The sequence below is a fragment of the Desulfococcus sp. genome (genome assembly GCF_050178255.1).
GTDB lineage: Bacteria > Desulfobacterota > Desulfobacteria > Desulfobacterales > Desulfococcaceae > Desulfococcus > Desulfococcus multivorans.
Window position 1 is genome coordinate 63,018 of record NZ_JBFXGG010000002.1, and the last position, 25,025, is coordinate 88,042.

The 25,025-nt window shown below is 63.1% G+C and carries 18 protein-coding genes; 6 read left to right on the forward strand and 12 right to left on the reverse strand.

Annotation, left to right across the window (positions count from 1 at the left end; translation table 11 throughout):
* Positions 1–51 precede the first annotated feature (51 nt).
* Positions 52–639, forward strand: a complete 588-nt coding sequence (locus AB7S84_RS01065; protein WP_020877693.1) for a YceI family protein — start codon at positions 52–54, stop codon at positions 637–639.
* Positions 640–649: 10 nt separating this feature from the next.
* Positions 650–2,839, forward strand: coding sequence for a SpoIIE family protein phosphatase (locus AB7S84_RS01070; RefSeq protein WP_428152755.1), 2,190 nt, complete (start codon positions 650–652; stop codon positions 2,837–2,839).
* 12 nt (positions 2,840–2,851) lie between these two features.
* Here AB7S84_RS01070 and AB7S84_RS01075 read toward each other — a convergent pair whose 3' ends face one another.
* Genes AB7S84_RS01075 through AB7S84_RS01090 form a run of 4 tightly spaced genes read right to left on the reverse strand, consistent with a single transcriptional unit; the run spans position 2,852 to position 7,560 of the window.
* Entirely contained in the window at positions 2,852–4,063 is a 1,212-nt protein-coding gene (locus tag AB7S84_RS01075) for an ABC transporter permease (RefSeq protein WP_020877691.1), read from the reverse strand.
* Positions 4,063–4,791: an ABC transporter ATP-binding protein gene (locus tag AB7S84_RS01080; protein ID WP_020877690.1), complete on the reverse strand. Its 729-nt coding sequence runs from the start codon at positions 4,789–4,791 to the stop codon at positions 4,063–4,065. The genes AB7S84_RS01075 and AB7S84_RS01080 overlap by 1 nt, the downstream gene beginning before the upstream one ends.
* Positions 4,788–6,065: an efflux RND transporter periplasmic adaptor subunit gene (locus tag AB7S84_RS01085; protein ID WP_020877689.1), complete on the reverse strand. Its 1,278-nt coding sequence runs from the start codon at positions 6,063–6,065 to the stop codon at positions 4,788–4,790. The genes AB7S84_RS01080 and AB7S84_RS01085 overlap by 4 nt, the downstream gene beginning before the upstream one ends.
* Positions 6,049–7,560: an efflux transporter outer membrane subunit gene (locus AB7S84_RS01090; RefSeq protein WP_020877688.1), complete on the reverse strand. Its 1,512-nt coding sequence runs from the start codon at positions 7,558–7,560 to the stop codon at positions 6,049–6,051. Before AB7S84_RS01090 ends, AB7S84_RS01085 begins: the two co-directional genes overlap by 17 nt.
* A gap of 627 nt (positions 7,561–8,187) precedes the next feature.
* On the opposite strand from AB7S84_RS01090, the gene AB7S84_RS01095 reads away from it, so the two are divergent.
* Genes AB7S84_RS01095 through AB7S84_RS01105 form a run of 3 tightly spaced genes read left to right on the forward strand, consistent with a single transcriptional unit; the run spans position 8,188 to position 14,116 of the window.
* On the forward strand, positions 8,188–9,387 hold the full coding sequence (locus tag AB7S84_RS01095; protein ID WP_040416202.1) for an efflux RND transporter periplasmic adaptor subunit: 1,200 nt from the start codon (positions 8,188–8,190) through the stop codon (positions 9,385–9,387).
* Entirely contained in the window at positions 9,384–12,473 is a 3,090-nt protein-coding gene (locus AB7S84_RS01100; RefSeq protein ID WP_020877686.1) for an efflux RND transporter permease subunit, read from the forward strand. Before AB7S84_RS01095 ends, AB7S84_RS01100 begins: the two co-directional genes overlap by 4 nt.
* A complete protein-coding gene (locus tag AB7S84_RS01105) occupies positions 12,470–14,116 on the forward strand; it encodes a TolC family protein (protein WP_020877685.1) in 1,647 nt (548 codons plus the stop codon). The genes AB7S84_RS01100 and AB7S84_RS01105 overlap by 4 nt, the downstream gene beginning before the upstream one ends.
* Here the strand turns inward: AB7S84_RS01105 and AB7S84_RS01110 are convergent.
* The 7 genes from AB7S84_RS01110 to AB7S84_RS01140 form a co-directional block, all read right to left on the reverse strand.
* The gene (locus AB7S84_RS01110) at positions 14,098–15,966 is read right to left on the reverse strand and encodes an SLC13 family permease (protein ID WP_020877684.1); all 1,869 of its coding nucleotides are present in this window, start codon (positions 15,964–15,966) and stop codon (positions 14,098–14,100) included. The genes AB7S84_RS01105 and AB7S84_RS01110 overlap by 19 nt on opposite strands.
* Positions 15,967–16,083: 117 nt before the next feature.
* Positions 16,084–16,521 carry a hotdog fold thioesterase gene (locus tag AB7S84_RS01115; protein ID WP_020877683.1) on the reverse strand — a complete coding sequence of 146 codons (438 nt, stop codon included), beginning with the start codon at positions 16,519–16,521 and terminating at the stop codon, positions 16,084–16,086.
* A 25-nt stretch (positions 16,522–16,546) separates the two neighbouring features.
* A complete protein-coding gene (gene tsaA, locus AB7S84_RS01120) occupies positions 16,547–16,987 on the reverse strand; it encodes a tRNA (N6-threonylcarbamoyladenosine(37)-N6)-methyltransferase TrmO (protein ID WP_020877682.1) in 441 nt (146 codons plus the stop codon).
* 37 nt (positions 16,988–17,024) lie between these two features.
* Positions 17,025–17,864, reverse strand: a complete 840-nt coding sequence (panB, locus tag AB7S84_RS01125) for a 3-methyl-2-oxobutanoate hydroxymethyltransferase (RefSeq protein WP_020877681.1) — start codon at positions 17,862–17,864, stop codon at positions 17,025–17,027.
* Positions 17,865–17,958: 94 nt separating this feature from the next.
* Positions 17,959–18,888 carry a ketopantoate reductase family protein gene (locus AB7S84_RS01130; RefSeq protein ID WP_020877680.1) on the reverse strand — a complete coding sequence of 310 codons (930 nt, stop codon included), beginning with the start codon at positions 18,886–18,888 and terminating at the stop codon, positions 17,959–17,961.
* A gap of 35 nt (positions 18,889–18,923) precedes the next feature.
* On the reverse strand, positions 18,924–21,887 hold the full coding sequence (locus AB7S84_RS01135; protein WP_428152756.1) for an insulinase family protein: 2,964 nt from the start codon (positions 21,885–21,887) through the stop codon (positions 18,924–18,926).
* Positions 21,888–21,954: 67 nt separating this feature from the next.
* Entirely contained in the window at positions 21,955–22,326 is a 372-nt protein-coding gene (locus tag AB7S84_RS01140; RefSeq protein ID WP_428152757.1) for a hypothetical protein, read from the reverse strand.
* A 365-nt stretch (positions 22,327–22,691) separates the two neighbouring features.
* Here AB7S84_RS01140 and rsmA point away from each other — a divergent pair, with 365 nt between their 5' ends.
* On the forward strand, positions 22,692–23,534 hold the full coding sequence (rsmA, locus tag AB7S84_RS01145; RefSeq protein ID WP_234979098.1) for a 16S rRNA (adenine(1518)-N(6)/adenine(1519)-N(6))-dimethyltransferase RsmA: 843 nt from the start codon (positions 22,692–22,694) through the stop codon (positions 23,532–23,534).
* 197 nt (positions 23,535–23,731) lie between these two features.
* Here the strand turns inward: rsmA and AB7S84_RS01150 are convergent, their stop codons facing one another.
* Positions 23,732–24,979 (reverse strand): type I glyceraldehyde-3-phosphate dehydrogenase, encoded by a 1,248-nt coding sequence (locus tag AB7S84_RS01150; RefSeq protein ID WP_020877676.1) that lies wholly within the window; start codon positions 24,977–24,979, stop codon positions 23,732–23,734.
* Positions 24,980–25,025 lie beyond the last annotated feature (46 nt).

The window sequence follows — 25,025 nt, forward strand, 5'->3', positions numbered from 1 at the left end:
AAAGCTTTGATCTTCGATTCATCCCCCACTCTCCAAGGAAAGGAATGCAGCATGAGTATAAAACGCGATGTAACGGGGTTGTGGATTGGAAGTCTCCTGGCAGGAATGTTGCTTTCGGGTGCAACGGCTGCGGCAGAGACCTATCAGGTGGATCCGGTCCATTCCTATGTCCTGTTTCGGGTAAAGCATCTTGACATCGGGTATTCTTACGGTCGCTTTCCAGGACCTGCAGGCGTCATCCAGTGGGACGACGCCGCGCCGGAGAAGAGCCGGGTGGAGATGTCGGTGGATGTCGCCTCCGTTGATACGGATGTCGAAAAACGGGATCAGCACCTCAAGAGCGCTGATTTCTTTGATGTCGAGCAGCACCCGGCCATCACCTTCAGGAGTACGTCCATAAAAAAGACCGGAGACGAGACCTTTGCGGTGGCGGGCGATCTCACCCTTCTGGGGAAAACCCGTCCCGTGACGGCGGTGGTACGGCGGACCGGTGCCGGAAAGGACCCCTGGGGACAGTATCGCATCGGGTTTGAGACCGTCTTCACCATCCAGCGGAGCGCCTGGGGGATGAATTTCATGTTGAACGGCGTCAGCGACGCGGTCGATATAACGGTGAGCGTCGAGGGCATCCGGCAATAGAAGAACCGCCTTGAAACCGTCGATGCGCACCCCCGACGAAAGCGGGGATGGCGACGCCCGCTTGACGGAGAGGGAGATACCGGTGGCGCTCGCGGATTTCGCCAAAGTGAAAATTCGTCTCGTCCTGGCGGTGTCGGCATTTGTCCTGGCCGCCGCCGCCCAATGGGGGGGAGGTGATCTTTATGAACGGCTGGACGCAACCCTGGTCGACCGCCTGGCCGAACTGAAGGGTATGCCGACGGAAGGCGTGTCTGCCGGCGACGCCCTTTCCGGCGCGTCGGATCCCATTGTCTACATCGATGCCAATTTCTATTACGATCGCTCCCACCACGCCCGGATCATCGACAATCTCGCCGCGGTAAAGATCAGAAGTCAGATTGTCGATTTCGTTTTCGAGGAGCATCTCGGGGATGAAAACGATCGGCGGATGACGGCGGCGGTAAGGGCCGCCCGGCGCGTCTACCTGGGGATGGTGTTCGGGTCCCTCGAGCCTCCCGTGAACGGGGTGTGGGGCTCGGCCCGAGGGGACGCCGCGGACCCCGAAGACTGGGCCGCGTCCGTCGTCTCGTCCTCTGATGACGTCTTTGTCGGCCGTCACCCCCGGATGACGGCCTCGCACCTGGCGAAAGCCGCTGCGGGCATCGGATTTTTGAACCTTCCCGCCGATGCCGACGGCATTCTGAGAGGCCTGCCCCTGTTTGTTCGCCACCGGGGCGCCTTCTACCCGAGCCTCTCGCTTCTGGCGGCCTGTGATTACCTGGGCGTTTTACCTGCGGACATCGAGGTCGACCCTGAAAAACAGATCATCCTCAAAGGTGCCAAAACCGCCCCCGGGGCGCCGGGCCGGGACATCGTGATTCCCGTTGACCGTCGCGGCCGCATGCTTGTCAATTTCAACGACATTCCGACCCGGACGGCCCATTACAGCTATCGGGAGATCTTTCGGGCCGCTGAAGACCCGGGCGTGAGGGCACGGTTGGAGCGGGATCTCGCCGGAAAAATCGCCGTCATTGCCGAAAACGTGGCTGCCGAGGTCAAGGTCCGACCCGCCGGGGGGCAAAAGCGTCTCACGACGGGGGCCGTCCACGCCGCCGTCATCCGGAATATTCTTTCGGAGACGTTCCTGCGCACCCTGTCCCCGGGAGTCGGCATAGGGGCTGCTGCGGTGTTGGCCATCGGTATATTCGGGTTGTCCCTGATCTGTTCGTCCACAGGCTTGATACTGGGAACCCTGGTGCTGTCCGGCCTCTATCTGGGAACCGGCGCAATTGCCTTCACGATGTTTTTGACTCTCCTGCCCTTTTCAGCGCCTTTGTTCACGGCGGGGTTGACCTGCGTTTTCATCCTGGCAGCGATCGCCGCGGAGCGGGCCATGCACTTTGCCCGTACCGAACAGGCCCGGCATCGGGCGGAGCACGAGCTCGACATCGGTCGCCGGATTCAAGCCGGTTTTTTCCCGACGATTCTGCCGGAGGTCGGGGGATGGGAGATCGCCGCGCATTTTCATGCCGCCCGTCACGTGTCGGGGGATTTCTATGATGCCTTTTGTTTTGAAGACCCCAGGTACATGGGGGTGGTGATTGCCGACGTGTGCGACAAAGGGGTGGGGGCCGCCCTTTACATGGCCATATTCAGGAGCCTTGTACGTATCCTCTCCCGGGCATCCGGCGTCGACTGCGGCGCCGCGCGGGGTCCGGAAAATTTCGACCCTTCACGGGTCCTTGCGAAAACGATCCGCTCCGTCAACGAATACATTGCCGTCACCCACGAAAAGGACGCCATGTTCGCCACCCTCTTCTTCGGAATTCTCGATACCGAGACCGGAGAGCTTTTCTACATCAACGGCGGCCACGAACCGCCGCTGATCGTAAGCGGCCTCGGGATCAAGGCGCGTCTGGCGCCCACGGGGGCGGCGGTGGGGGCCTTCCGGGAGGCGTCCTTCACGGTGCTCCGGGTCCGCATCGGCCCCGGGGAGACCCTCCTGGCCTACACCGACGGCGTGACCGAAGCCTGCAACCCCGCGGGGCGACTGTTTACCCGAGAACGCCTTGTCCGGAGGGCCGGCGCCTTTTGCGCTGCCCCCCACCACCTCATCGACGAGATCAGGATGGAGATCGAAAGCTTCACGTCGGCCGACGGCCTCCGCGACGATGTCACCCTTCTGGCCCTGGGACGACAACCTTCGGCGAGTGCGGATTAGGATGATGGAACCTCATTCGGCCCGGAGCGCCTCGATGGGGTTCAACCGGGCGGCCTTCCGCGCCGGGAAATAGCCGAAGACCACGCCCACGGCGCCGGAAAAGAAGAACGCAGCCCCAACGATGCCGGCGTTGAAGACAAAAGGAATGCCCATCATCCGTGCCCCCGCCATCGCCGCCCCGAGTCCCAGAATGATGCCCGTGAGGCCGCCAAAGGCGGAAAGGACCACCGCTTCCACCAGAAACTGGAGCAGGACGTCCCGCTCGAGTGCGCCGATGGCCAGCCGGGTGCCGATCTCCCGGGTGCGTTCCGTGACCGACACCAGCATGATGTTCATGATGCCGATGCCGCCCACCAGCAGGCTCACGGCGGCCACGGCCGCCAGGAGTCCCGTCAGGACTCGTGTGGTGCCGGTGAGGGTGGCGATGATCTCCTTCATGTCGCGGACGGTGAAATCGTCTTCCTTGCCCGGGGAGATGCCCCGGCGCTGACGCATCAGGCGTTCGATATTGGCCTGGACCGTTTCGGTGGCGACGCCGCTTTTCGCCGACACCATGATGGCGGTGACGTCGGTGTTTCCCGCAAGCCGGCGGTGGAGGGTCCTGAGGGGGATCAGCACGATGTCGTCCTGGTCCATGCCGAAGCTGGACTGCCCCTTTTCCGCCAGGAGACCAATGACCTTGAAGGAGATCCGGCCTAACCGGATGGTGTCCCCCACCGCCTCCGCCCTGCCGAAAAGGGCCTCCTTTACCGTTGCGCCCAGAAGACAGACCGCCTTTCCGGAGCGGATTTCCCCGCCTGTGAAGTTTCGGCCCGCCCCGATGTCCCAGTCCCGGACCTCGAGATACGCCGACGTGCTGCCGGTCACCGAGGTGGACCAGTTGGCGTTGCCGTAAATGGCCTGGACGGTCTGACTCGCCGTCGGCGCCACGGCCGAAAGACCGGGGATCTGACGCGCTACGGCCGCGGCATCGGCGGCCTCGAAGGGCCTGGCATCGGATCTTGCCCCCCCGGGCCCCCGGAATCCCTGTCCGGGTCGAATCTGGAGCATGTTGCTGCCCAGTTTCCCGATGTCGCCGGCGACCTTGGCGGTGGCGCCGTCCCCAAGGGTCACCATGGTAATGACGGCGCCGACCCCGATGACGATGCCCAGAATGGTGAGTGCGGAGCGCAGCACGTTGCGGCGGATCTCCCGCTGGGCCAACATACAGGTTTCCCAGAGCATCAGGTTTCCTTGTCCTCTTCAAATCCGCGGTCGATGCGGCCGTCGCGGAACTGGATCCGTCGGCCGGCATAGGCCGCCATATCGGCCTCATGGGTGACCATGAGGATGGTGATGCCCCGCCGGTCATTGAAGTCGGCAAGGAGTTCCATGATCTCTCGGCTGCGGGCGCTGTCGAGGTTGCCCGTGGGCTCGTCGGCCAGAAGCACCTGGGGTTCGCTCACGATCGCCCTCGCAATGGCCACCCGCTGCTGTTGCCCGCCGGAGAGTTCCCCCGGCGTGTGGGCGGCCCAGTCCGCCAGCCCCACCGTCTCGAGGGCCGCCAGGGCCGACTCCCGGCGTTGCCGGGCCGGTATCTTCCGGTAGATCAGGGGCAGTTCCACATTCTCCAGGGCCGAGGTGCGGTTGAGCAGGTTGAACCCCTGGAAGATGAAACCGAGGTAGTGGCGGCGCAGCAGAGCCCGCTGATCCCGGGTGAGGCCCCCCACATCCACCCCGTCGAAGCGGTAGGTGCCCTCGGTGGGGGTGTCCAGGCATCCCAGGATGTTCATGCAGGTGGATTTTCCCGAACCGCTGGGACCCATCACCGCCACGAACTCGCCCCTGGCGATGGTGAGATCGACGCCGTCCAGGGCCCGCATGACCGCATGCCCCTTGCCGTAGACCTTCGTGACCCCCCGGAATTCGATCAGGAGGGCGCTTCCGGCCGCTTTGCTGCAGGTTCCGGTCATGACGCCTCTCCCACGGCGTCCACCACCAGCGCCTGCCCGGCGTTGAGCGCGCCGCCGGTGACGGCGGTGAGGGACCCGTCGGTGGCGTCGACGGTTACGGGCACCGGTACGGGACGGCCATCCTTCAAAACCCATACCTGCCTGGCGTCGGGAGTTTCATCCGAACCGGCCCTGGGTTTTCTGGAATGGGGCGGACGCGGCAGGATCGCCCCCATCAAACCGCGGCGTTGGGACGTTTTGGGCTGGGGCGGCGTGAAATGGAGGGCTGCGTTGGGCACCAGGAGGGCGTCGGTCCGGCGCTCCACCGTGATGTCCGCCGTTGCCGTCATTCCCGGCCGCAGCAGCAGATCGGGGTTGTCGACATTCATGATGGCCGTGTAGGTGACGACGCCGTCGGTGTCCTGGGCCCCGAATCGCAGCTGGGTGATGCCGGCTCTGAAGGTGAGGTCGGGATAGGCGTCCACGGTAAATTCGGCGGATTGCCCCTCCTTCACCTGGCCCACGTCGGCCTCGTCAACGTCCACCTGGAGCTCCATCCGGCGAAGGTCCTCGGCCAGGGTGAAGAGCACGGGAGCCTGAAGGGAAGCGGCCACGGTCTGCCCCGGATCCACGTCACGGTTCAGCACGATGCCGTTGACCGGAGAGTATATGATCGTCCTGGCCAGGTTGGCTTCGTCTTCGACCCGTTGGGCGTCGGCTTCGTCAATGGCCGCCCGGGCGACGCCCACCGCGGCGACGGCCCGGGCCAGGGCGGCTTCCGCGGTCTCGAGCTCTTCCACGGAGGGCAGTTTTCCGCCGGTCATGGCACGGGTCTTCCGGTACCGGGCGAGGCGCTTTTCCGTTTCCACCCGGGTTGCCCCGGCCTCCTCGAGCCTGGCCCGGGCCGAGGCGAGGGCGGCGCGGGACTTCATAACAGCGGCCCTGAACTTGATATCGTCCAGTCGGGCCAGTGGCTGCCCCTTTTCCACCGGGTCGTTGTAGTCAACCTCTACCGTCTTGATGATGCCCGACAGCTCGCTGCCCACCATCACCTCGTTGGTGGCGGCGAGGTTTCCGGTGGCCGTGACGGTGACCACCAGGTCGCCGCGGGTCGCGGGTCGGGTAATGTAGGTGAGGGCGTTCCTATCCGCCTTCATGCGCCATATTGTGACCGCGGCGATGAGGAGAAGAAGGGCGACACCCGCCCCGATGATCCATCGTCTGCGGCGGGCGCGACTTCGGGTGGCGCCGATGCCCAGCGTTTTCCGGATGTCGGTTTCAGGGGGTTGTTTCATGGCTCTCCACTGGGATGAGGGGTTGGGTTTCGGAAGCGGCCGGTCGAACAACGTCCCATCCACCGCCGAGGACCTTGTAGAGGCGCACGAGATTGGCGAATACCGCGCCCCGGCTCGCTGCCGCATCGTCCTCGAAGGTGAGCAGGGATCGCTGGGCATCCAGCACGTCGGTGAACCCGACGAGACCCGACACGAAGCGCTGTTCGGCCAGATCGGCCGCCGACCGGGCCGAGCGGGTGGCCGCTTTCAGGGCCGTGAGCTTTTCCTGTTCCCGGACATAGGCGACCAAGGCGTTCTCCACCTCCTCCAGAGCGTTCAGGATCGCTGTTTCGTAGGCCAGCATCGCCTGCTCCTGGATGGCAGTCTGAATTTCGATGCCGCTGCGAATGGCGCCGGCGTCGAATATCCGCCAATTGAGGGCGGGTCCGATGCGCCATTGCCGGGACGAAGTCTGGAGGAGATCCCCGAGGGAGAGGGCCTCCAGCCCGATGGTGCCGTCCAGGGTAAACCGGGGGTACCGTTCGGCTTCGGCCACGCCGACCCGGGCGGTTTCCGCCGCCAGGATCCGTTCCGCCCTGCGGATGTCGGGGCGGCGGCGCAGAAGGTCCGCCGGGACGCCGATGGCGGCCTGGATGGCGACCTCGGGCAGAGGACGTGCCGCGGACAGCATTTCATGGACCGATCCCGGGGGCCGGGCCGTCAGGATGTCCAGCCGGTTAAGGGCCTGTGCCAGCCCGGTTTTCAGGTCGGGGATCCTGGATCGGCTGCTTTCCAGGTTGTACCGCGCCTGTTCCGCGGCCAGCCCGTCGCCCAGGCCGGAACGGTGGACCGTGTCCAGCAGCGCCCAGGTCTCCTCCTGGGTCGCCACGTTGGACCTGGAGACGGCGAGCCGGGCCTGGTAGGTTCTGACGTCGATGTAGTTGAGGGCCACCTCGGCCATCAGTGAGATTTTCACGTCCTGGAAATCCGCTTCATCGGCCGCCAGATCCGCCTGGGACGCCTCGAGGGACCGTCGCAGGCCCCCGAAGACGTCGAGCTCCCATGCGGCATCGACACCGCTCCAGTAGAGTTCGGATGTGCCGCCGGCGCCGCTCTTCCCGCTGCTTCGGCTTTTGCTCGCCGAGGCAGCGGCGTCGACGGCTGGAAACAGGTCTGCACGGCGGCCGCGCTGACGGGCCCGGGCCTCCCGAACGCGGGAAAGGGCCTGTTTCATGTCCAGATTTCGGCGGACGGCCGCGTCGATCAGGGCGGTGAGGGCCGGATCATCGAAGGTCTCCCACCAGCGCGCCAAGACCCCGGCATCGGATTTCCCGGAGCTCTCGGAGACCGGCGGGCGGGCGTACCAGGCGTCGGGCGTCCGGATGTCCGGTTTCACATAGTCGGGGCCCACCGGCGCACAGCCCCAGATGAGCAGCCAACAGACGATCAGGCCGCCAATCGCGGTGCGGATCCGGCCTTGCAGCCGGCGGGCGAAAATGTCATCATTGCGTTTCATGGTTTCAATGCCGTTTCATTCATGTCAACAGTCCTGGTAGAACCGACGCGAACCGTTCCGATCCATTGGATACCTTCAACCTTCGGATGTCGTGGTGATGACGGGCTGAGTGATATAGTATCAGTCGGCGTTTCGATGCATTGGGTTACACCTGGATCTGCCGGGTGTCTTTTGGCTTCCCCGGCAGCCCGGATCTCACGGTATCGATGACGCTTCCAAAGCCGTCGGGGAGGAGGGGCGTTGTCGGCCGGAAAGGGATGCTCGGACCGGGGAAGCGTCAATGAATCGCTCGATTTTTCAAAACGGCAACATACGAGAGGCCTGTACCGGTGTCAACACGTTTGATATCTCAACCCGGGTTTCCAGGCCGCCCGGAGCAGGCTTCAGCGGCATTTGATCGAAACCGCGCGGGGCATGGGTCGTCCCCTCGGTACTGGAAATTGAAAATATGGATGAGACTTTTCCCGGCTGCGAGAGGCATCGGTTGCGAAGGGCATTCCGCCTGTGGTAATGGATGGTGAGCCCTGGAAGGCACGTGCGAGGACGGATCCGCCGTGCCGACCTCGGCGGAAGGCAACAGGATCGTCGGATGTGCAACGATCCCGAAACGACGGAGTGAGGATATTGGTGAAACCTATCGGAGCAGGACGCCTGGCGGTGTTGACGGTGGTTGCGGCAGTGGTCGCCGCCTTGGGCTGGATGATCTACAACAAACTCCAGGGGGGCGGGGATCCCGAAAAACAGAGCGGCGGGCCGCAGCCCGCTCCTGTCGCAGTGGCCCCGATTCAGCGTGGCCCCATCGTGCTCAGCCGCACATTCAGCGGCGCCCTGGAGGCCCCGGCAAAGTTCGTGGTGGCGCCGAAGGTGAGCGGGCGCATCGAAGCGGTTTTCGTCGATCTGGCCGACACCGTCTCAAGAGGCCGGGTCGTGGCGGCCCTGGATGACGACGAATATGTCCAGGCGGTGGCCGAGGCCCGGGCCGAACTGGCGGTGAACCGCGCCAATCTTGCCGAGGCGGAAAGCGCCCTCGAGATCGCAGGCCGCGAGCTGGCCCGCATCGAAACGCTTCGGAAGCGGGGTGTGACCTCGGATGCCCAGATGGACACGGCCCGGGCCAATCAACTGGCCAAAAAGGCGCAGCTCGAGGTGGCCCGGGCCCATGTGACCAAAGCCGAGGCCGCTCTGGCGGCAGCCAACATCCGTCTCGGCTACACCCGGGTGACGGCGGGGTGGACGGGATCGGACGCCCTGCGCGTCGTGGCCGAGCGCTACGTCGAGGAAGGCGACACCGTCTCCGCCAACACGCCGCTGATGGCCATCGTCGACCTCGATCCGTTGATCGGGGTCATCTTCGTGACCGAGAAGGACTACGCGCGCCTGGAGCTCTCTCAGAGCGTCACCCTGACCACCGACGCCTATCCGGGCGAGCGGTTCGAAGGGCGGGTGGACCGCATCGCCCCGATCTTCCAGGAGGCCACCCGGCAGGCCAAGGTGGAGTTGACCATCGAAAACCCCCGGCATCGGCTCAAACCCGGTATGTTCATCCGGGCCACCGTGGTACTCGACCGGGCCGAGGACGCCGTGATCGTTCCGGAGGAAGCCCTGACATCGCGAGGGGACCGGACCGGGGTGTTTGTCGTCGATGCGGCGGGGCGGTCGGTCTCATGGCGCAGCGTCACCGTGGGTATTCGCGAGGCCGGACGCGTTCAGGTGGCGGGGGAAGACCTTGACGGACGGGTCGTGATTCTGGGGCAGCAGCTGCTCGAAGACGGATCGCCCGTCACGATTCCCGACGACGCCGGGAAGAGCGGCGGAGGCATCGGATGACCCTGCCGAAATTCAGCGTGGATCGGCCCATCCTCACCATCATGGTCACCCTCATCGTTGTCATCGTGGGTGCCGTCTCCCTGAGCCGCCTGCGCATCGACCTGCTGCCCAGCATCGAACTGCCCACCGTCTCCATCCGAACCGAGTACGAGGGGGCGAGCCCCGAGGTCATGGAGCGGCGGGTCACCCAGATCATCGAGGAAATCGTCGCTACGGTCCCGGGAGTGGAAGAGATCACGTCCACCTCGTCCGAGGGAAGCAGCATCGTCCGGGTCAACTTCGTGTGGGGCACGGACATCGACACCGCGGCCCTCGATGTCCAGTCCAAACTCGAGGATGAGATCAACGAATTGCCCGACGACATCGTGCGTCCCAGGGTCAGCAAGTTCGACATCGCCGGATTTCCAGTGGTCATTCTCGGCATCTCCAGCAGTCTCGACCCCGTGGAGCTCACCCAGCTCATCGAGGACCGGATCCGGTACCGGTTCTCGCGCATACCGGGGGTCGCGCAGGTGGACCTCTGGGGTGAGTACACCCGGGAGGTGCGCATCGCGCTGGACCCCGACCGGATCAAGGCCCTGGGGCTTCCCTTGAATCGGATCGTCGATGCCCTTCAAAACGCCAATATCGACCTGCCGGCGGGTCAGATCGAGTCGGGTCGGCATGAGGTCACGATCCGGGCGCCCGCCGAGTTCACGGATCTCGACCAGATCCGCAATACCGCGGTTTTCCGGCAGGGGGGCGCCGTGGTGACCCTCGGTCAGGTGGCCGATGTTCGGGACACCTACGAAAAGCGGACGCGCATCGTCCGCGTCAACGGCGAACGGGGTCTCCGGGTTGGGATCCGCAAACAGGCCGACGCCAATACCGTAGAGGTTTCACGGCGCGTTCTCGCCGAGATCGATGCGGTGAACGACGCCTTTCCCCAGGTTCGGGTCATTCCGGTGATCAACCAGGGCAACTTCATCGAAAGATCGATTGCCAACGTCGCGCAGTCGGTGCTTTACGGCGGCGGGCTGGCTGTTGCGGTGCTCCTCTTTTTCCTGCGCAATATCAGGAGCACGATCGTCATATCCGTGGCCATTCCCATCTCGGTCGTCGCCACCTTCGCGCTCATCTATTTCGGGGGCTTCACCCTGAACCTGATGACCCTTGGCGGCCTGGCGCTGGGGGTCGGTATGATGGTGGACAGCTCCGTGGTGGTTCTGGAGAATATCGTCCGGCGCGCCGCCGAGAACGGTGAAACGCCCACGGATGCCGCGGTGAACGGGGCTCAGGAGGTCGGCCCGGCCATTGTGGCCTCCACCATCACCACACTGGTGGTTTTTCTGCCGATGGCCTTTGTCCGCGGCGTATCGGGCATTCTGTTCCAGGAGCTGGCTTACGTGATTATCTTTTCGCTGGTCTGCTCCCTTCTCGTTTCCCTCAGCCTGGCGCCGATGCTCGCCTCGAGGCTCCTCCGTCCGGCCGGGACCCGCCTTCGCCCCCTCCCGGCCCGGATCGCCCGATGGGGGGCTGCTCTGGATCGGCTCTTTGAGGGCCTCAACAGCGGCTACCGCGATGTGATCGGCTGGGTGCTGGATCACCGGGGCCTTATCGTGGCGGGCTCCGTCGCTGCGCTCGGCGGGAGTCTCCTTCTGCTGCCGATGATCGGATCTGAATTCCTTCCCCCCAGCGACGAGGGGGAGGTGCGCGTCACGGGTGAGATGGAGATCGGCATCCGGCTTGACCTGCTGGACCGACAAGTCCGGCGCATGGAAGACATTATCACGGCGGCCGTGCCGGAGGCTGTCTCGTGGGTGGCCAGCCTTGGCGCCACTGGATGGCGCCCCGGTCAGTCCTCCGAGGGGGAGATCCGCATCTCCCTGCAGCCCGCGGGTCAACGGACCCGATCCAATGTGGAGATCGCCAATGATCTCCGGCGCCGCCTCACGGGCAGGATTCCGGGCATGGCGATCCGCACCCAGGCGCCCCAGGGACAGTTTCTTCTGGAGCGGATTCTGGGGGGGGAAGAGGGGTTGACCATCGAGATCCGCGGTTTTGAGCTGGAAACGCTGAATCTTCTCTCCCAGAGGGTCGCTGCGGCGGTTGCCGGAATTCCGGGACTCACCGACATCGACGTGGAGAATGAGGGGGGTATGCCCCAGCAGGAGATTTATGTGGACCGTGCCAAGGCCGCCGATCTCGGCTTGAGCGTCCGCGACGTGACCGAGGTGCTGGAAACCGCCGTGGCCGGCTCCCGTGCCGGCGAGTACCGGACGGGCGGCAACGCCTATCGGATCTTCGTGCAGCTTGAGGACGTCGAGAAGCGTTCCCTGGACGAAATTCTCGACCTGACCCTTACCGCCGCCGCAGGCGAGTCGGTGGCCCTCCGGAACCTCGTTGCAACACGGGCGGGTGAGGGGCCCATTTATATCGACCGGAAGGACCAGCAGCGAATCGTCACGGTCAGGGCCAACGTCACGGACGGGGATCTGGGCACTGCGGCAAAGGCCGTCCAGGCCCGGCTGGAGGGGATCCCCCGGCCTGTCGAGTACGATCTTCAGGTGGCCGGCACCTTCGAGGAGCAGCAGAAGGCTTTTCGCGAACTCGTGTTGTCCCTGGTCCTGGCCCTGGTCTTCGTGTACATGGTGCTCGCCTGTCAGTACGAATCGCTTCGGGATCCCGTCATCGTCATGGTCTCGGTGCCCCTGGCGGCGGTGGGGGTGCTGGTGACCCTCTTCCTGACCGACACGACGCTGAACCTGCAGTCCTACATCGGCTGCATCATGCTCGGGGGGATTGTCGTCAACAACGCGATTCTGCTGGTGGATCAGGCCGGGCGCCTGCAGGGGGAGGGCATGAGCCCCCGGAAGGCCGTGACCGAGGCCGGACGGCGCCGTCTGCGGCCGATCCTGATGACGACGCTGACGACCATCCTCGCCCTCCTGCCCCTGGCCTTTGGGATCGGTGAAGGCGCCGACGCCCAGGCCCCGCTGGCGCGGGCGGTTGTGGGCGGGCTTACGGGATCGACCCTGATTACGCTGATGCTCATTCCGGCCGTTTACCTGATCTTTCATCCCGAACCCAAAGGACGCGACCATTGAGACGGCAGAGCTGCTCCGGATGCCTGATACCGGCCGCGGTAATGTGGGCGATCCTGATGTCCGGGTGCATGATGCCGGATCATCGGCCTGTTTTCACGCCGGATTTCGATGTCCATATTGCCGAAGACGACGCCGAACCCGTGGCTGTTCCCGACGTGCTTCAACCGCGTCCCGACGCGCTTTCCCCCGCGGAATTTCCGAAAGACGGCCCCCTCGACCTGTCGGTGGAACAGGCCGTGATGCTTTCCCTCGCCAACAACCGGGACCTCCGTGTGCGACGGCTCGGCCCGGTGATCGCCGGCACCTTCGAGCAGATCGAGCGTGGAAACTTCGATCCTGAGATATTTGGAGAATTCGAATACGCCGAGGAGGAGGCGAGCGAGACCGCCCGGTCCACCGGCACCCAGTTCAGTGTCAAGGGACATGACGCTTTTGCCGCGGGCGGGGTCCGTCAGCAGCTGCCGTCGGGAACCCGTGTGGAGGCCTCCGTCTCCCATGAAAGGAGCATCTCCAACCGGGCGCCGGAACAGCAGATCGCCCGCCTGGGGGTGAGCGTCACCCAGTCACTCCTCAGAGGATTCGGTCCTGCGGTGAACCTGGTCAGCGTGCGCCAGGCCGAGCTCGATACCGCCGCAAGCGTGTATGAATTGCGGGGATTCACCGAGGCCCTGGCGGCCGATACGGAGATTGCCTACTGGAATATGGCCCTGGCCCGGAAGGAGATCGCCATCTACGAACAGTCCCTTGCCGTAGCCCGGCAACAGCGGGACGAGGTGGAACAGCGCATCGAAGTGGGCGTGCTTCCCGAGATCGAGGCCCCGGCCGCCCGGGCCGAGGTCGCCCGACGCGAGCAGGCCCTGATCGACGCCCGGAGCCAGCTGGAGGAGCGCCGCCTTCGGCTGCTGCGACTCCTCGACCCTGATCCGGAAGGGCTGCTGGATCGGGCCGTCAACACCGCCAGCGAGCCGTCTGTCTCGACTGTGCCCATAACCGATCTGGCCGATCGGCTTCGCCTCGCCGAACAGCTTCGTGCCGATCTGAACGAGGCCCGTCTGCGGCTGACGCAGAATCGCCTCGAAACCATCGTGACCCGGAACGGTCTTCTGCCGCTCCTCGACCTCTTCGTCGTTCTCGGTAAGACCGGCTTCGCCGACACCTTTCCCGATGCGTTCCGCGAACTGGACGGCGACACCTACGATGCGGCGGTGGGCATTCGCCTGAGCCGGTATGTCGGAAACCGGGCGGCCAAGGCGCGTGATCTGGCGGCCCGGGCATCCCGTCGACAGTCGGCCGAAGCGGTGGAGAACCTCCGGCAGCTCGTCCGTCTCGACGTCCGCCTCGCCGCCAACGAGGTGGAACGCGCCCGCAAGCAGATTTCAGCGTCGCGGATCACGCGGGAACTCGAGGAGCAGACGCTTCGGGCCGAAAAAGAGATGTATGACGTGGGGACGAGCACCGCGCTTCTGGTCGCCCAGGCCCAGCGCGATCTCCTGTTGAGCCAGATCGCCGAGGTAAGGGCCGTGATCAATTATCGCATCGCTCTCGTGAGGCTGCATCTTGCCGAGGGGAGCCTTCTGGAGCGGCGGGGGGTGAAAATGGCCGGGGATCTTCGCCGGGATCCGCATCAGGCATGGATGCCGTAGAAGAAATAGAGCATCGACATGACCACCGCGATGAAGATCAGGGTCATGCCGGCGCCGGCCCGGACATAGTCCTTGACCCGGTAGCCGCCGGGCTTCATGATCAGGGCGTTGACCTGATGGGTGGGGAGGATGAAGGTGTTGGAGGCGGCCACACCCACCAGAAGGGCCGCCATCCTCGGATCGGCGTCGCATTGCAGGGCCATGTTCATGGCCAGGGGCACCATCAGGACGGCGGCGCCGATGTTGGAGGTCACCAGCGTGAAAAAGGAGGTCAACAGGCCGATGACCAGGAATACGACCAGCGGCGTCAATGCTCCCGACATCGCATGGGTGATGGTGGTGGAGAGATAGAAGGCGGCGCCGGTTTTTTCAAAGGCGAGCCCCAGCGGAATCAGTCCCGCCAAAAGAAACACCGTCATCCAGTCCACCCCCCGATAGGCTTCGTCCAGCGAGAGCACCCCGGTCAGGATCATGCATAGTGCACCGCTGAGGAGCGCGATGGAGAGCTGGACCTTGAAGCCCAGGGCCAGAACGAGCGCGAGCGTGACCGCGGCAATGGCGAATCCCGCCTTTTCGGGATGCAGGATTTCGCCGGGGATGTGCTCGGTGAAGGCCAGATCCGGCTTTCGTTGAAGAATATGGAATTTTTCCCATTCTCCCTGAAGCAGCAAGGCGTCTCCGGGCTGGATCCGGGTCGCCGAGATATCTTCCAGCATCACCTGGTTTTTGCGGTAGAGGGCGAGCGGGTTCACATGGTATCGTTTCCGGAAATAGATCTCGTGGAGCGTCTTTCCCACCAACTCCGACCGGGGCGTGACGACGGCCTCGGTGATGCCGGCGACATCGGGGCTGAGCACCTCGTTGAGACGATCCAGTCCATCGCACAGGGCCCACCCCGTATCCGCCGCGAGCCTTTCCACATGCTCCTGGTTGCTGATGATCCCGACCACATCCCCGGGTTCGATGATGTCGGCCCGGGCGGGAACGGTCACCTTGTAACGCCCCTCCCGCTTGCAGATGCAGATGACGGTGGAATGATAAAGCGGCCGGATTCTGAGCTCGTCGAGCCGGCGGGTTTTGAAGTCCCTGGGGACATGGAGTTCATAGGCCCGCTGGATCTCCTTGCCGTAGGTGCATTCCAGGTCGTTTTTCAGGATACACCCGTCGGTTTCCGGGTGGGATGGGACTGCCGGCAGAACGATCTTGCCGAAGACCACGAAGTAGAGGATCGCGGCCAGGACCAGGGCGATGCCGATGGGTGCCACGCTGAAAAGACCGAAAGGTTCGAAGGCCCTGCCGTCTGCCAGGGCCGAGGGGGTGTTGGCCCACCAGGAAGCCATCAGGTCGTTGAGGAGGATCAGGGGACTGGACCCCACGAGGGTGATGCATCCGCCGATGACGGCGCAGTAGCCCATGGGGATGAGGATTCTGGAGATCGGAACGTTCAGCTGATGGGAGATGCGGTGGGTTGCCGGGAGGAAGAGTGCCGCCGCTCCGATATTTTGCATGAAGCTGGATATCAGCGCTACGGTTCCGGCGATGAGGGCCATGATCCGGCGCTCGCTTTTTCCGGCCAACCGGATGATCTGTCGCGCAAAAACGTTCATGACGCCGGTCTTGTCCAGCCCCTCTCCGATGATGATCACCGCGATGATGGACACCACGGCATTGGAGCTCAGGCCGCTGACGGCCAGGCCGGGCTCGATGACGCCCGACAGCGGGAGAAGAACCATCATCAGAAGCCCGACCATGTCGACGCGCACGACCTCGAATACGAAAAGGGCGGTGACAAGGACCAGAAAACCGAAAACCATGAGCATGTCCGGTGTCATTTCAAGGGGTGCTTCCATGCTGTTCTCCACCTCCCGGGCGTCCCGGGACTCCAGTCGGATTAGCGCCGATGCCGTCCCGGCGGTTTATGGCGTCAATGAACCGGGTTTTCATGACATCCTCTGCCGCTTTCGATTTCAGGGCGTCTGTCCCGCCGTATCGGGCACGAACCACTCCTTTTTTCGATAGACCAGGTTTTGGCTCCTGGCCACTATCGCCCCGGTTCGATCGTTCCGCACGGTGATGTCATAGAGGGCTACGGGCCCCGATTCGCTCTCTTCCACCGCTTCGGCCACGAGCCGGTCCCCGGATGTCGTCGCCCTCAGAAAATTGATGGCCACGTTCAGCGCCACGGCCGTTCGACCGTGGGAATTGCTCGCCGCGGCGAAGGCCATGTCGCCCATGGCGAAAATCAGGCCGCCGTGGGTGCTGCCGTGGAAATTGAGCATGTCGTCGGTGACCGTCAGGGTCACCCGGGCATGGCCCGGTTTCGGGATCTCCACATCGGCCCCCAGGAACCGGGCAAAGGGATCCTGCCGGATATAGTCGTTGATCGCTTCGGTTCTGTCGTCCACTATCGTCTCCTTGTTTTCGTCGGTCTTACGCCGGATCCTGTCGACGCGGCCGGTTCACCCAGTCGGGAACCCGCACCGTCTCCGCCGTTGTCTTGTCCATGGGAATGAAGGCCTTGATGTCGATGACGGGTGTCTGATCATAGGCGTCGACGGCATCGATGTGGATGAGGCTCCCATCGATGCCCGTGATCCGGCAGTGGGTCATGGCGATGAGATTGGGACGGCAAGGGGAGTGGGTGGCGAATACGCCGGTGAGGGGATTGGCCTTGTCCTTTCGGGGATGAACCTTCAGGATGGACCGCTTCTCCGGCGTGTCGTTCTGGTGGAACCAGTAGAGCACCGTGATGTGGGAGAACCCGGAAAGCCCGTCCATGGCCTCCCGGTAGGCCTCCTCGATCTCGATCCAGGTCTTGTCGCCGTTCTTGTGGATCCTGCCGACGGGATAAATTCGATAGGATGTCGTCATGATCTTTCCTCCCTCCAGGCCGGCGCTTTGGTCGTTATCAGGCCTTTTCCAGTTTGTCCAGTTCGTCGGTTTTCATGGTGAAGCTGTGCCGCTCCTCAGGAAACCGGCGGTTTTTAACCTCGTCGGCGTAGGCGGATATGGCCGATGCGATGATATCGCTGACCTTGGCGTACTGTTTGACGAATTTCGGGGTGAACCGATCGAAGAGTCCTACCATGTCGTGGATGACCAGCACCTGGCCGTCGCAGTGGACCCCGGCGCCGATGCCGATGGTGGGAATCGCGAGGGCCTCGGTCACCATCTGCGCGATGGGGGCGGGAATTGCCTCCAGGACAATGGAGAAGCAGCCCGCGGCTTCGAGGGCCTTGGCGTCATCGATGAGCGTTCGCGCCGCTTCGGCGCTCTTGCCCTGAACCTTGAACCCGCCCAGGGCCGACGCCGTCTGGGGCGTCAGGCCGATGTGTCCCTGGACGGGGGTTCCGGAGCGGACGACCGCCTCCACCACCGATGCCATGCTTCTGCCGCCTTCAAGCTTGACGGCGTCGGCCCGCCCCTCCTTCATTATCCGGTTGGCGTTCTCCACGGCCTTCTCGATGGAAACGTTGTAGGCGCCGAAAGGCAGGTCGCTCACCACGAGGGCGTGTTCGGCGACCCGACTCACCGCCTTGGTGTGGTGGACCATCTCGTCCATGGTGACGGATATGGTGTCCGGATAGCCCAGAACCACCATGCCGAGGGAGTCCCCCACCAGGATCATGTCGATGCCGCCCCGGTCCACGAGGAGGGCCATGGGATAGTCGTAGGCCGTCAGCATGGTGATGGGCGGACCGGTTTTTTTTCTGGCCTTGATGTCGACGATGGTCGTTTTACGTGTCATATGCGTTCCTTTCGGGAAGATGGTTTCGGATCAGACTGAATGGGGGACAAGTCCATGTCCCCATCGAGACGGGCCGCACCGGGGTTCATCGTGGTCAGTCGATGCGATGGGCCGCCGTTGCTTCGAGGGCTTCGATGATCTCCGACAGGAAGCGGTTGCAGGGCGTCTCCACGCCCAGGGCCGCACCTTTTTCGACGATGGCCCGGTTGATGACCCCCACCTCGGTCCGTGCGCCCCTCAGGACGTCCTGGAGCATACTCGCCCGGTTTTGAGCGGTTTTCCGGCAGACGGCCTTCACCTGCGCCAGGGGGTCGTCGTAGGGGAGGGTGATATGAAGCTGTCGCGCCACGGCCACCGCCTCATCGACGGCCCGGGCCATGAGGATTTCGCATGCGGGTGTCATGGCCAGGACGCCGTTGGGAACCCGCAGAGTGGCGGCCAATGCGTTGATGCCGACGTTGATGATGAGTTTGCCCCAGATGAGCGTGTCGGGGTTATCTGTCCGATCGGTATCGATACCCGCGGCCCGGAAGGCCGAGACCACCGCCTGGACGCCCCGGGTATCCGGCGATGCGCCTGCAATGTAGGTGAGGCCTTCTCCGGCGTGGCGGACATGACCCGGTGCGATGATCGTGCCCCCGTGGGAGGTGACGCCCACCAGGGCTCTTTCCGTGCCCAGCACCCTGACGATGTCGTCCAGGTTCCCCAGACCGTTCTGGAGGGTGAGGGCCACGCCCGTCGGCTTCAGCAGGCTGTCGGCCGTGAGGACGGCTTTCGGGGTGTCGAAGGATTTGGTAAATATGACGGCCAGATCGAAGGTCGGGGCGAGGGTGGCCGGATCCGTCGTGCCGTGAAGCCGAAAGATTCTTCGGGACCCGTCGGTGCGTTCGATGGTCAACCCGGTCTCCGTGATGGTGTTGATGTGATTTTCCAGGAGGTCCAGCAGCACCACATCCGACGTGGAAGACAGCATGGCGCCAAAGATGGAGCCCATGGCCCCGGCGCCGATAATGACGATACGCATGATTTCGATTTCCTGTAATTCCTTAAAACTGAATCTTATATCCGGTGGAGCGTGAGGGGGCCGTCTCCCATCTCCTCATTGGCCGCCCTCAGCTTCTCCTCGCTGGAGATGACCACCGTCGCCTGGGGTCCGGCACCGCCGAACCAGGTTTCGGCCGCCGCCTGGATCTGTTGCCGGTCGAGGGCCAGAAGGCGGGTCTTGAAGCCGAGGCGAATGTCGTCATCGAGGCCGATGAGTCGGCGGAAAAATGCCTTCCGGGCCGCCGGCCCCGGCGGATCGGGCTTGTCGATCTCCGAGCAGACCTGGAGGACGGCCTCCTTGACGTCCTCATCCGTGAATTTGCCGGACCGGATGAAGGGGCCCGCCTGATCGTAGACCTTGAGGGTGTTGACCACGTGGGGGTCCCGATAGGAGCCCAGGCAGAAGAGGCCGTCCTCGGGATTGTATATGGAAAATCCGCCGTAGGCACCGCCTTTTTCCCGAATCTCTCTGTGGAGGTAGAGGCTCCGGAGCATCTTGCCGATGACGGCCAGAGCGGGCGCGTCGGGATGTTCCATTGCCGCGGTTTCGAAGCTCCGTGCCACGAAGGAGACGGCGGTTCCCGTGCTCCACCCCTCCCGGGGGACCGTTGTTCCGGACAGCACGTCGGGGGGGGCGGCAAATTCGCTCCCCGTGCCCGCGCCGAGGCCGCCGAGAAGTCCCGAAAGCGGTGATGCCGCGTCCCGGAGGACTGCATCCTCCCCCACCAGCGCAATCTTCATGTTGCTGCGGGTGAAGATCCGGCGTCCGACGGCGATCAACTGTTCGGAGATCCCGGCGAGGTGGTCGTCCGAAAGATCTTCGGTAAGGGCCTTGACGGTCTTGAGTTGATGGACGCCCTGCCACGCCTCGCTCAGGGCCCGGGACACCGAAAAGTTCCGGGAAGCCAGGGAGATGGCGAGGATGTGGCCGTTCCGGACGATCATCGACTCCAGATTGGCCCGGTATTCCAGAAAGAGGGTCCGAAGTCGCGCGAGATCCGCGAAATTGAAGTCGTGGACCAACTCGGCCAGGATGTCGAACAACCGCTCCTGGTTGCGAGCGAGGCACTTCCCGCCCAGGGTGACGAAGGGCATACAGGGCCGGTTTTCGCCGTAATGGGTCCGGGTGTGGGCCGCGAGCCCGATACCGCCGGTGTACCGGTCTATCAGACGTGCCAGCTGGATGTAGTCCCGACGGGCGGTGCCGACCTTCGGAAAGGCGTAGCAGAAAAAGGGCACCAGGGGCACCAGATTCCCCGGCAGTCCTCCGACCCCTGCGGCCGCCGTGAAATAGAAAATGCCCGATGTCGACTGGGCATACCATGTCGCGGGCCCGGGTCCGTAAGGTTCGGCGGATGCGACGGAGTGGATGGACGGCGGGATGTCCTCGATCTCCAGGGTCGGCAGTACGGAAAGGTTCTCCTCAGCCTCCTGGAGGGCCTTCAGGGCCTCCTGGTCGGCCTTGATACGGGCGATCTCGGCCGGTGAGAGGCCTTTCTGAATCCGTTCCAGTTCGGCCGCCGTCCGGATCTCCGTCTCCCCGGCCATTTTCGGGTCGGGCACCAGGGTGAAGCGGATCCGGTGGGGGTTGTCGATCAGGAAGCGCCGGATGTAGTTCTCGAAAACGCTTTCCACGGAAAGCGCGGCCTTCAGACGGGAGAGATCCTCATCAAATCTCAGACTTCTGACGGGATTTCCGCCGTGGAACCAGGGGCCGGAAAACGCCAGGAACAGCTTGAGTCCGTACGGATAGGGCGTGTTGGTGATCTCCTTGCGGTGGAATTCAAGCTGGTGGATCGCCGCATCGACCAGCGCCGTGTCGATACCCTTTTGGACCAGGTCGCCCAGGGTATCGAAAACAATTTTCTCGATGACGTCGGCATCCGTGCCTTTGACGTCCTTGAGGCCGCAGGCGAAGAGGGTGTCCCGGTTATCGGCGTCGAAGCCTGTGCCGTCGGCCAGAGACGAACCGAGGCCGGAATCGATGAGCGCCTTTCTGAGTGGGGATGCGGCATTGCCCAGAAGGATTTCACCCATGAGCGAGAGGACCAGGACGTCATAGGCGGATTGGATATCCGCCGTGAGCCATGCGATGCTGACCTGATATTTTTTTTCGGGCGCCTCGTTGGGGTCGATGGGATAGGGATCAGCCGCCTTTCTGGGGGCGCTCCAGCGCGGCTGGGGGGGGACTTCGGTGTCGGGATCGATGCGGGTGAAATGATTCAGCACCTTTTTCTGAATGATGTCGAGGTGATCCGTCAGGGGAAGGCTCCCGTAAGTGTAGAAAAAAGCGTTGCTGGGGTGGTAATGACGCTGGTGAAAGGCCTTGAGTTGGGCGTGGGTCAGCCGGGGGATGACCTCGGGGTCGCCCCCGGAGTTGTGGCTGTAGGTCGTATCCGGATAAAGGGCTTTCAACATGGACCGCACCATCACCTGGTCCGGAGAGGACATGGCCCCCTTCATCTCGTTGTAGACCACGCCCTTGTAAACCAGCCGGCCGTCCTCCAGCTCCAGGCGATGCCCCTCCTGCTTGAAGTTGAGCTCCGAGAGCTCGGGATAAAAGGTCGCATCCAGGTAGACGTCCATGAGATTGTAAAAATCCTTCCGATTCTGGGTGCAGAAGGGATACATGGTCCAGTCGGATGCGGTGAAGGCGTTCATGAAGGTGTTGAGGCTTCGCTTGATCATGGAAAAGAAAGGGTCCCTCACCGGGAACTTGCGGGAGCCGCAAAGGGTGGTGTGTTCCAGGATGTGGGCGACCCCCGTCGAGTCCGTGGGGACGGTCTTGAAGGCGACGCTGAAGGCGTTCTCATTGTCGTCCCGGCTGATGTGGGCATGTCGTGCCCCGGTGGGCACGTGCTCCAGCTCGATATAGCGCGCGCCGATCTCCTCGAGCTCTGCCACGCGACGGACGCGATAGTCGCCGAGGCGGTCTTCCACCCTCAGGTTGGGATGTTGAAATTCCGCTGAAGCGTTCATGGATGTTCCTTATGTTTTTTGATGAAGGGTTCGTCCGCTTCCCAGGGAATGGGCGGTGGCGGACGCGTCATTCCCGGGATGCGATGTAGGTGCCGCGGTTGATCCGTTCGATCTTTCCCATTCGGTGAAGACGGTAGATGATATTTCGGAGCTTTTTTTCCTCGAATCCCGTGATATTCTTGATTTTGGCGAACTGGATGCCGTTCTGGAAATCCTGGATGACCGCCAGGACCTCGTCGGAGGCGGCTTTCCCGCTGCCGACTTTGGGTTGAGGCCTTTTGGGGCGACTGCTTTCCATGTCGAGCTTGATGAGCTGCTCGAGACGGTCGATCCTGGCCATCAATCGATCGACGTCCTTTTTGGTCGGAATGTTGTACTCCCGCAGGAACATCCTGACCAGCGCGTTGAGATTGACGTTTTTCTTCTTTCGGGTCGACATCGATGATCCTTCCCGGATCCTCCGAAGGATAACCGGCAGAGCCGAAACTCTCATGGAGACTTCGGTCGAGCCGCGATAGTGAATTGCCCGCAAGGTCGGAGTCCCGGCCCGATCGAGGGCTTTTCATCACCTTTTGTGCTGAAGTTAGACATTGAAATTTCTGAAGGCAATTACTTCAAAACTAGAAAAAAGTCAACACAATGCAAGACGACGGCTCGAAATCATTCAACTCCGGGCGGAACGGAGACAAGCCCTTCCGTCTGTCGCAGCCGCCCCCTTCAGCCTTCACGCTTTCATGGCGGCGACCGGATCGCCGTGTTGAAAAACGGTGGATTTCGTGATATTCACAAACGATGACATCACCGGTGACCCTACTCAAAGCATGGAAGATGCTGCCCAAAAAGCAGCTGGGCCAGAATTTTCTGACAAACCCCGCCATACCGCGGGCCATCGTCAACCGGGCCGGTATATCGGCCGGGGACGTCGTCCTCGAGATCGGTGCCGGACTGGGTGCCCTCACGGTGCCTGTGGCAGGCGCTGCCGGGCATGTTTATGCGGTGGAGACGGACCGTCGGCTCGTCGATCTTCTTGGGACGGAGCTTCTGCTGCACAAGTGTGATAACGTCACGGTCATCACAGCGGACATCCTCCGGCTCGATCTGGGGAATTTCGTCCGGGATGCGGGCATCGACCGTCCCCTCGTGGTCATCGGCAACCTGCCCTATCACATCTCCTCCCAGATCGTGGTCCGTCTCATCGAAGCGCGGCGGTGGATCGACCGGGCGGTGCTGATGTTCCAGAAGGAACTGGCCCGACGCTTCATGGCCAAACCCGGCGGGCGGGATTACGGGCGGCTCTCGGTCATGCTGGCATACTGCGCCGAGGTTCGGTCTCTTTTGACCGTTGGCGCCGACCGCTTTTTCCCCAAGCCCAAGATCGACTCCGAGGTCATCGAGATCCGGTTCCGGGAAACCCCGGTGCACCCGGCGCCGGACGAGGCCTTCCTGTTCCGGGTGGTCAAGGCGGCCTTCGGGCAGCGGCGCAAGACCCTCCGCAACGCCCTTGCCGGGAGCGAACTCCACATCCCGGCGGCGTCGGCCGAACAGGCCCTGACGGCGGCCGGCATCGACCCGGCCCGCCGGGCGGAGACGCTCACGGTGGCGGAGTTCGTGGCCCTGAGCCGAACGCTTGGAAATATGCCTCGTTAATCCTCACCATCATCTTGCGGATACCTGATTGTCAGCCTGACCTTGCGGTTATTGAGAAGCAGCGGCATACAGGTGAAAGCCCCTGTCAGGTGACCGCGATCCAATGTTACCGTCATCGGGATGACTCAACTTTCGACTTTCATGATGTTGACCGGAAAGCGGCCTGTGAAAGTCGAAAGTTGAGTTGAGGAAATGTCTTACATGCTCTCGGCGACGGTGACCGTCCGATCGCCCAGCATATTGACGTAGCTTCCCATCTCGTTGTCGTACCAGCCGTAGATGACGGCCTGGGTGATGGGGATCCTTACAACGGTCTCCTTCAGCAGCTCCCGCGCCCCCGGCGCTATCCCTGGGATGCGGCTCAGGTCCATAGTGACCTCGGCGGTCCGGGTGTGGGTTTCATGACCCTCGATGACGGCGGCGGCCCTGGGCGCTCCGATGATGTCGCCGGAAACGTTCTGCTGTTCCGAAAAATGGAGGTATTGGTGGGGATCCTGGAGGGCGGCCTGGCGATAGACGTCGTTGATGGTCTCCCGTCGGATGGGTTCCCCTTCAGGCTCCTCCTGGAAATTGACGACCAGGATGACCAGAGAGCCCGAGCTGGTGGGAATCCGAACCGACTCCGCAATGAAGCCGATCTCCTCCATCTCCGGGATGACCAGGCGCAATGCCTTGGCGGCCCCCGTCGAGGTGAGAATGATGTTGTTCATGATGCTCCGGTTTTTCCGCAGGTCTCCGGCGCCCGCCTTGGGCAACCGGTCGAGCACCTGCTGGGAGCCCGTGGCCGCATGGATCGTGGCCATGGACGCCGAGAGGATCTTTCTCGGCCCGAACATGTTGATCAGGGGCTTCATCATGTGGGCGAGACACGTGGTGGTGCACGAAGCATTGGAGATGATCCGGTGCCGGCGGGGGTCGTAATCGTGATCATTGACGCCCATCACGGTGGTCACCGCGTCCGTCGGCATCTCCCGTCCCTGATCCTTGATCTTGAACGGCGCCGATACGACGACCTTTTCGGCGCCGGACTCCAGATGGCCCCGGACGGATCCCTTGGCGTGGTCCCCCGGAAGGGTGGGATCCAGAAACTGACCGGTGGTGTCGACCACCAGCCGGACGTCGTGCGCTTGCCAGTCGATGGCCTGGGGATTGCGGTTTTCCAACAGAAACCGAACCCGGATGCCGTCGATGACAAGGGTCTGATTCGCGTCGTCGATTTCCTGGATGACCGACCCCCCTGCGTACCCCCGAAGGTAATTGGCGAGAAAGCCGTAGGTGGAGTCCCGCTCCACATAGTGGGCGATATCCGCCATGGATTTCCCCACCGACCGTCCGAGGTTGACCACCAGCTCGTCGAAATGTTTTCGGGCGATATGGTGCCACAGGGTGAGTTTGCCGATTCTGCCCAGTCCGTTGATGCCCAGCTTTGATGACGTGCTATCCATTTGTCTCCTTTCCGAATTTAAGGGTATCGAGATTGGAGTTTATTCT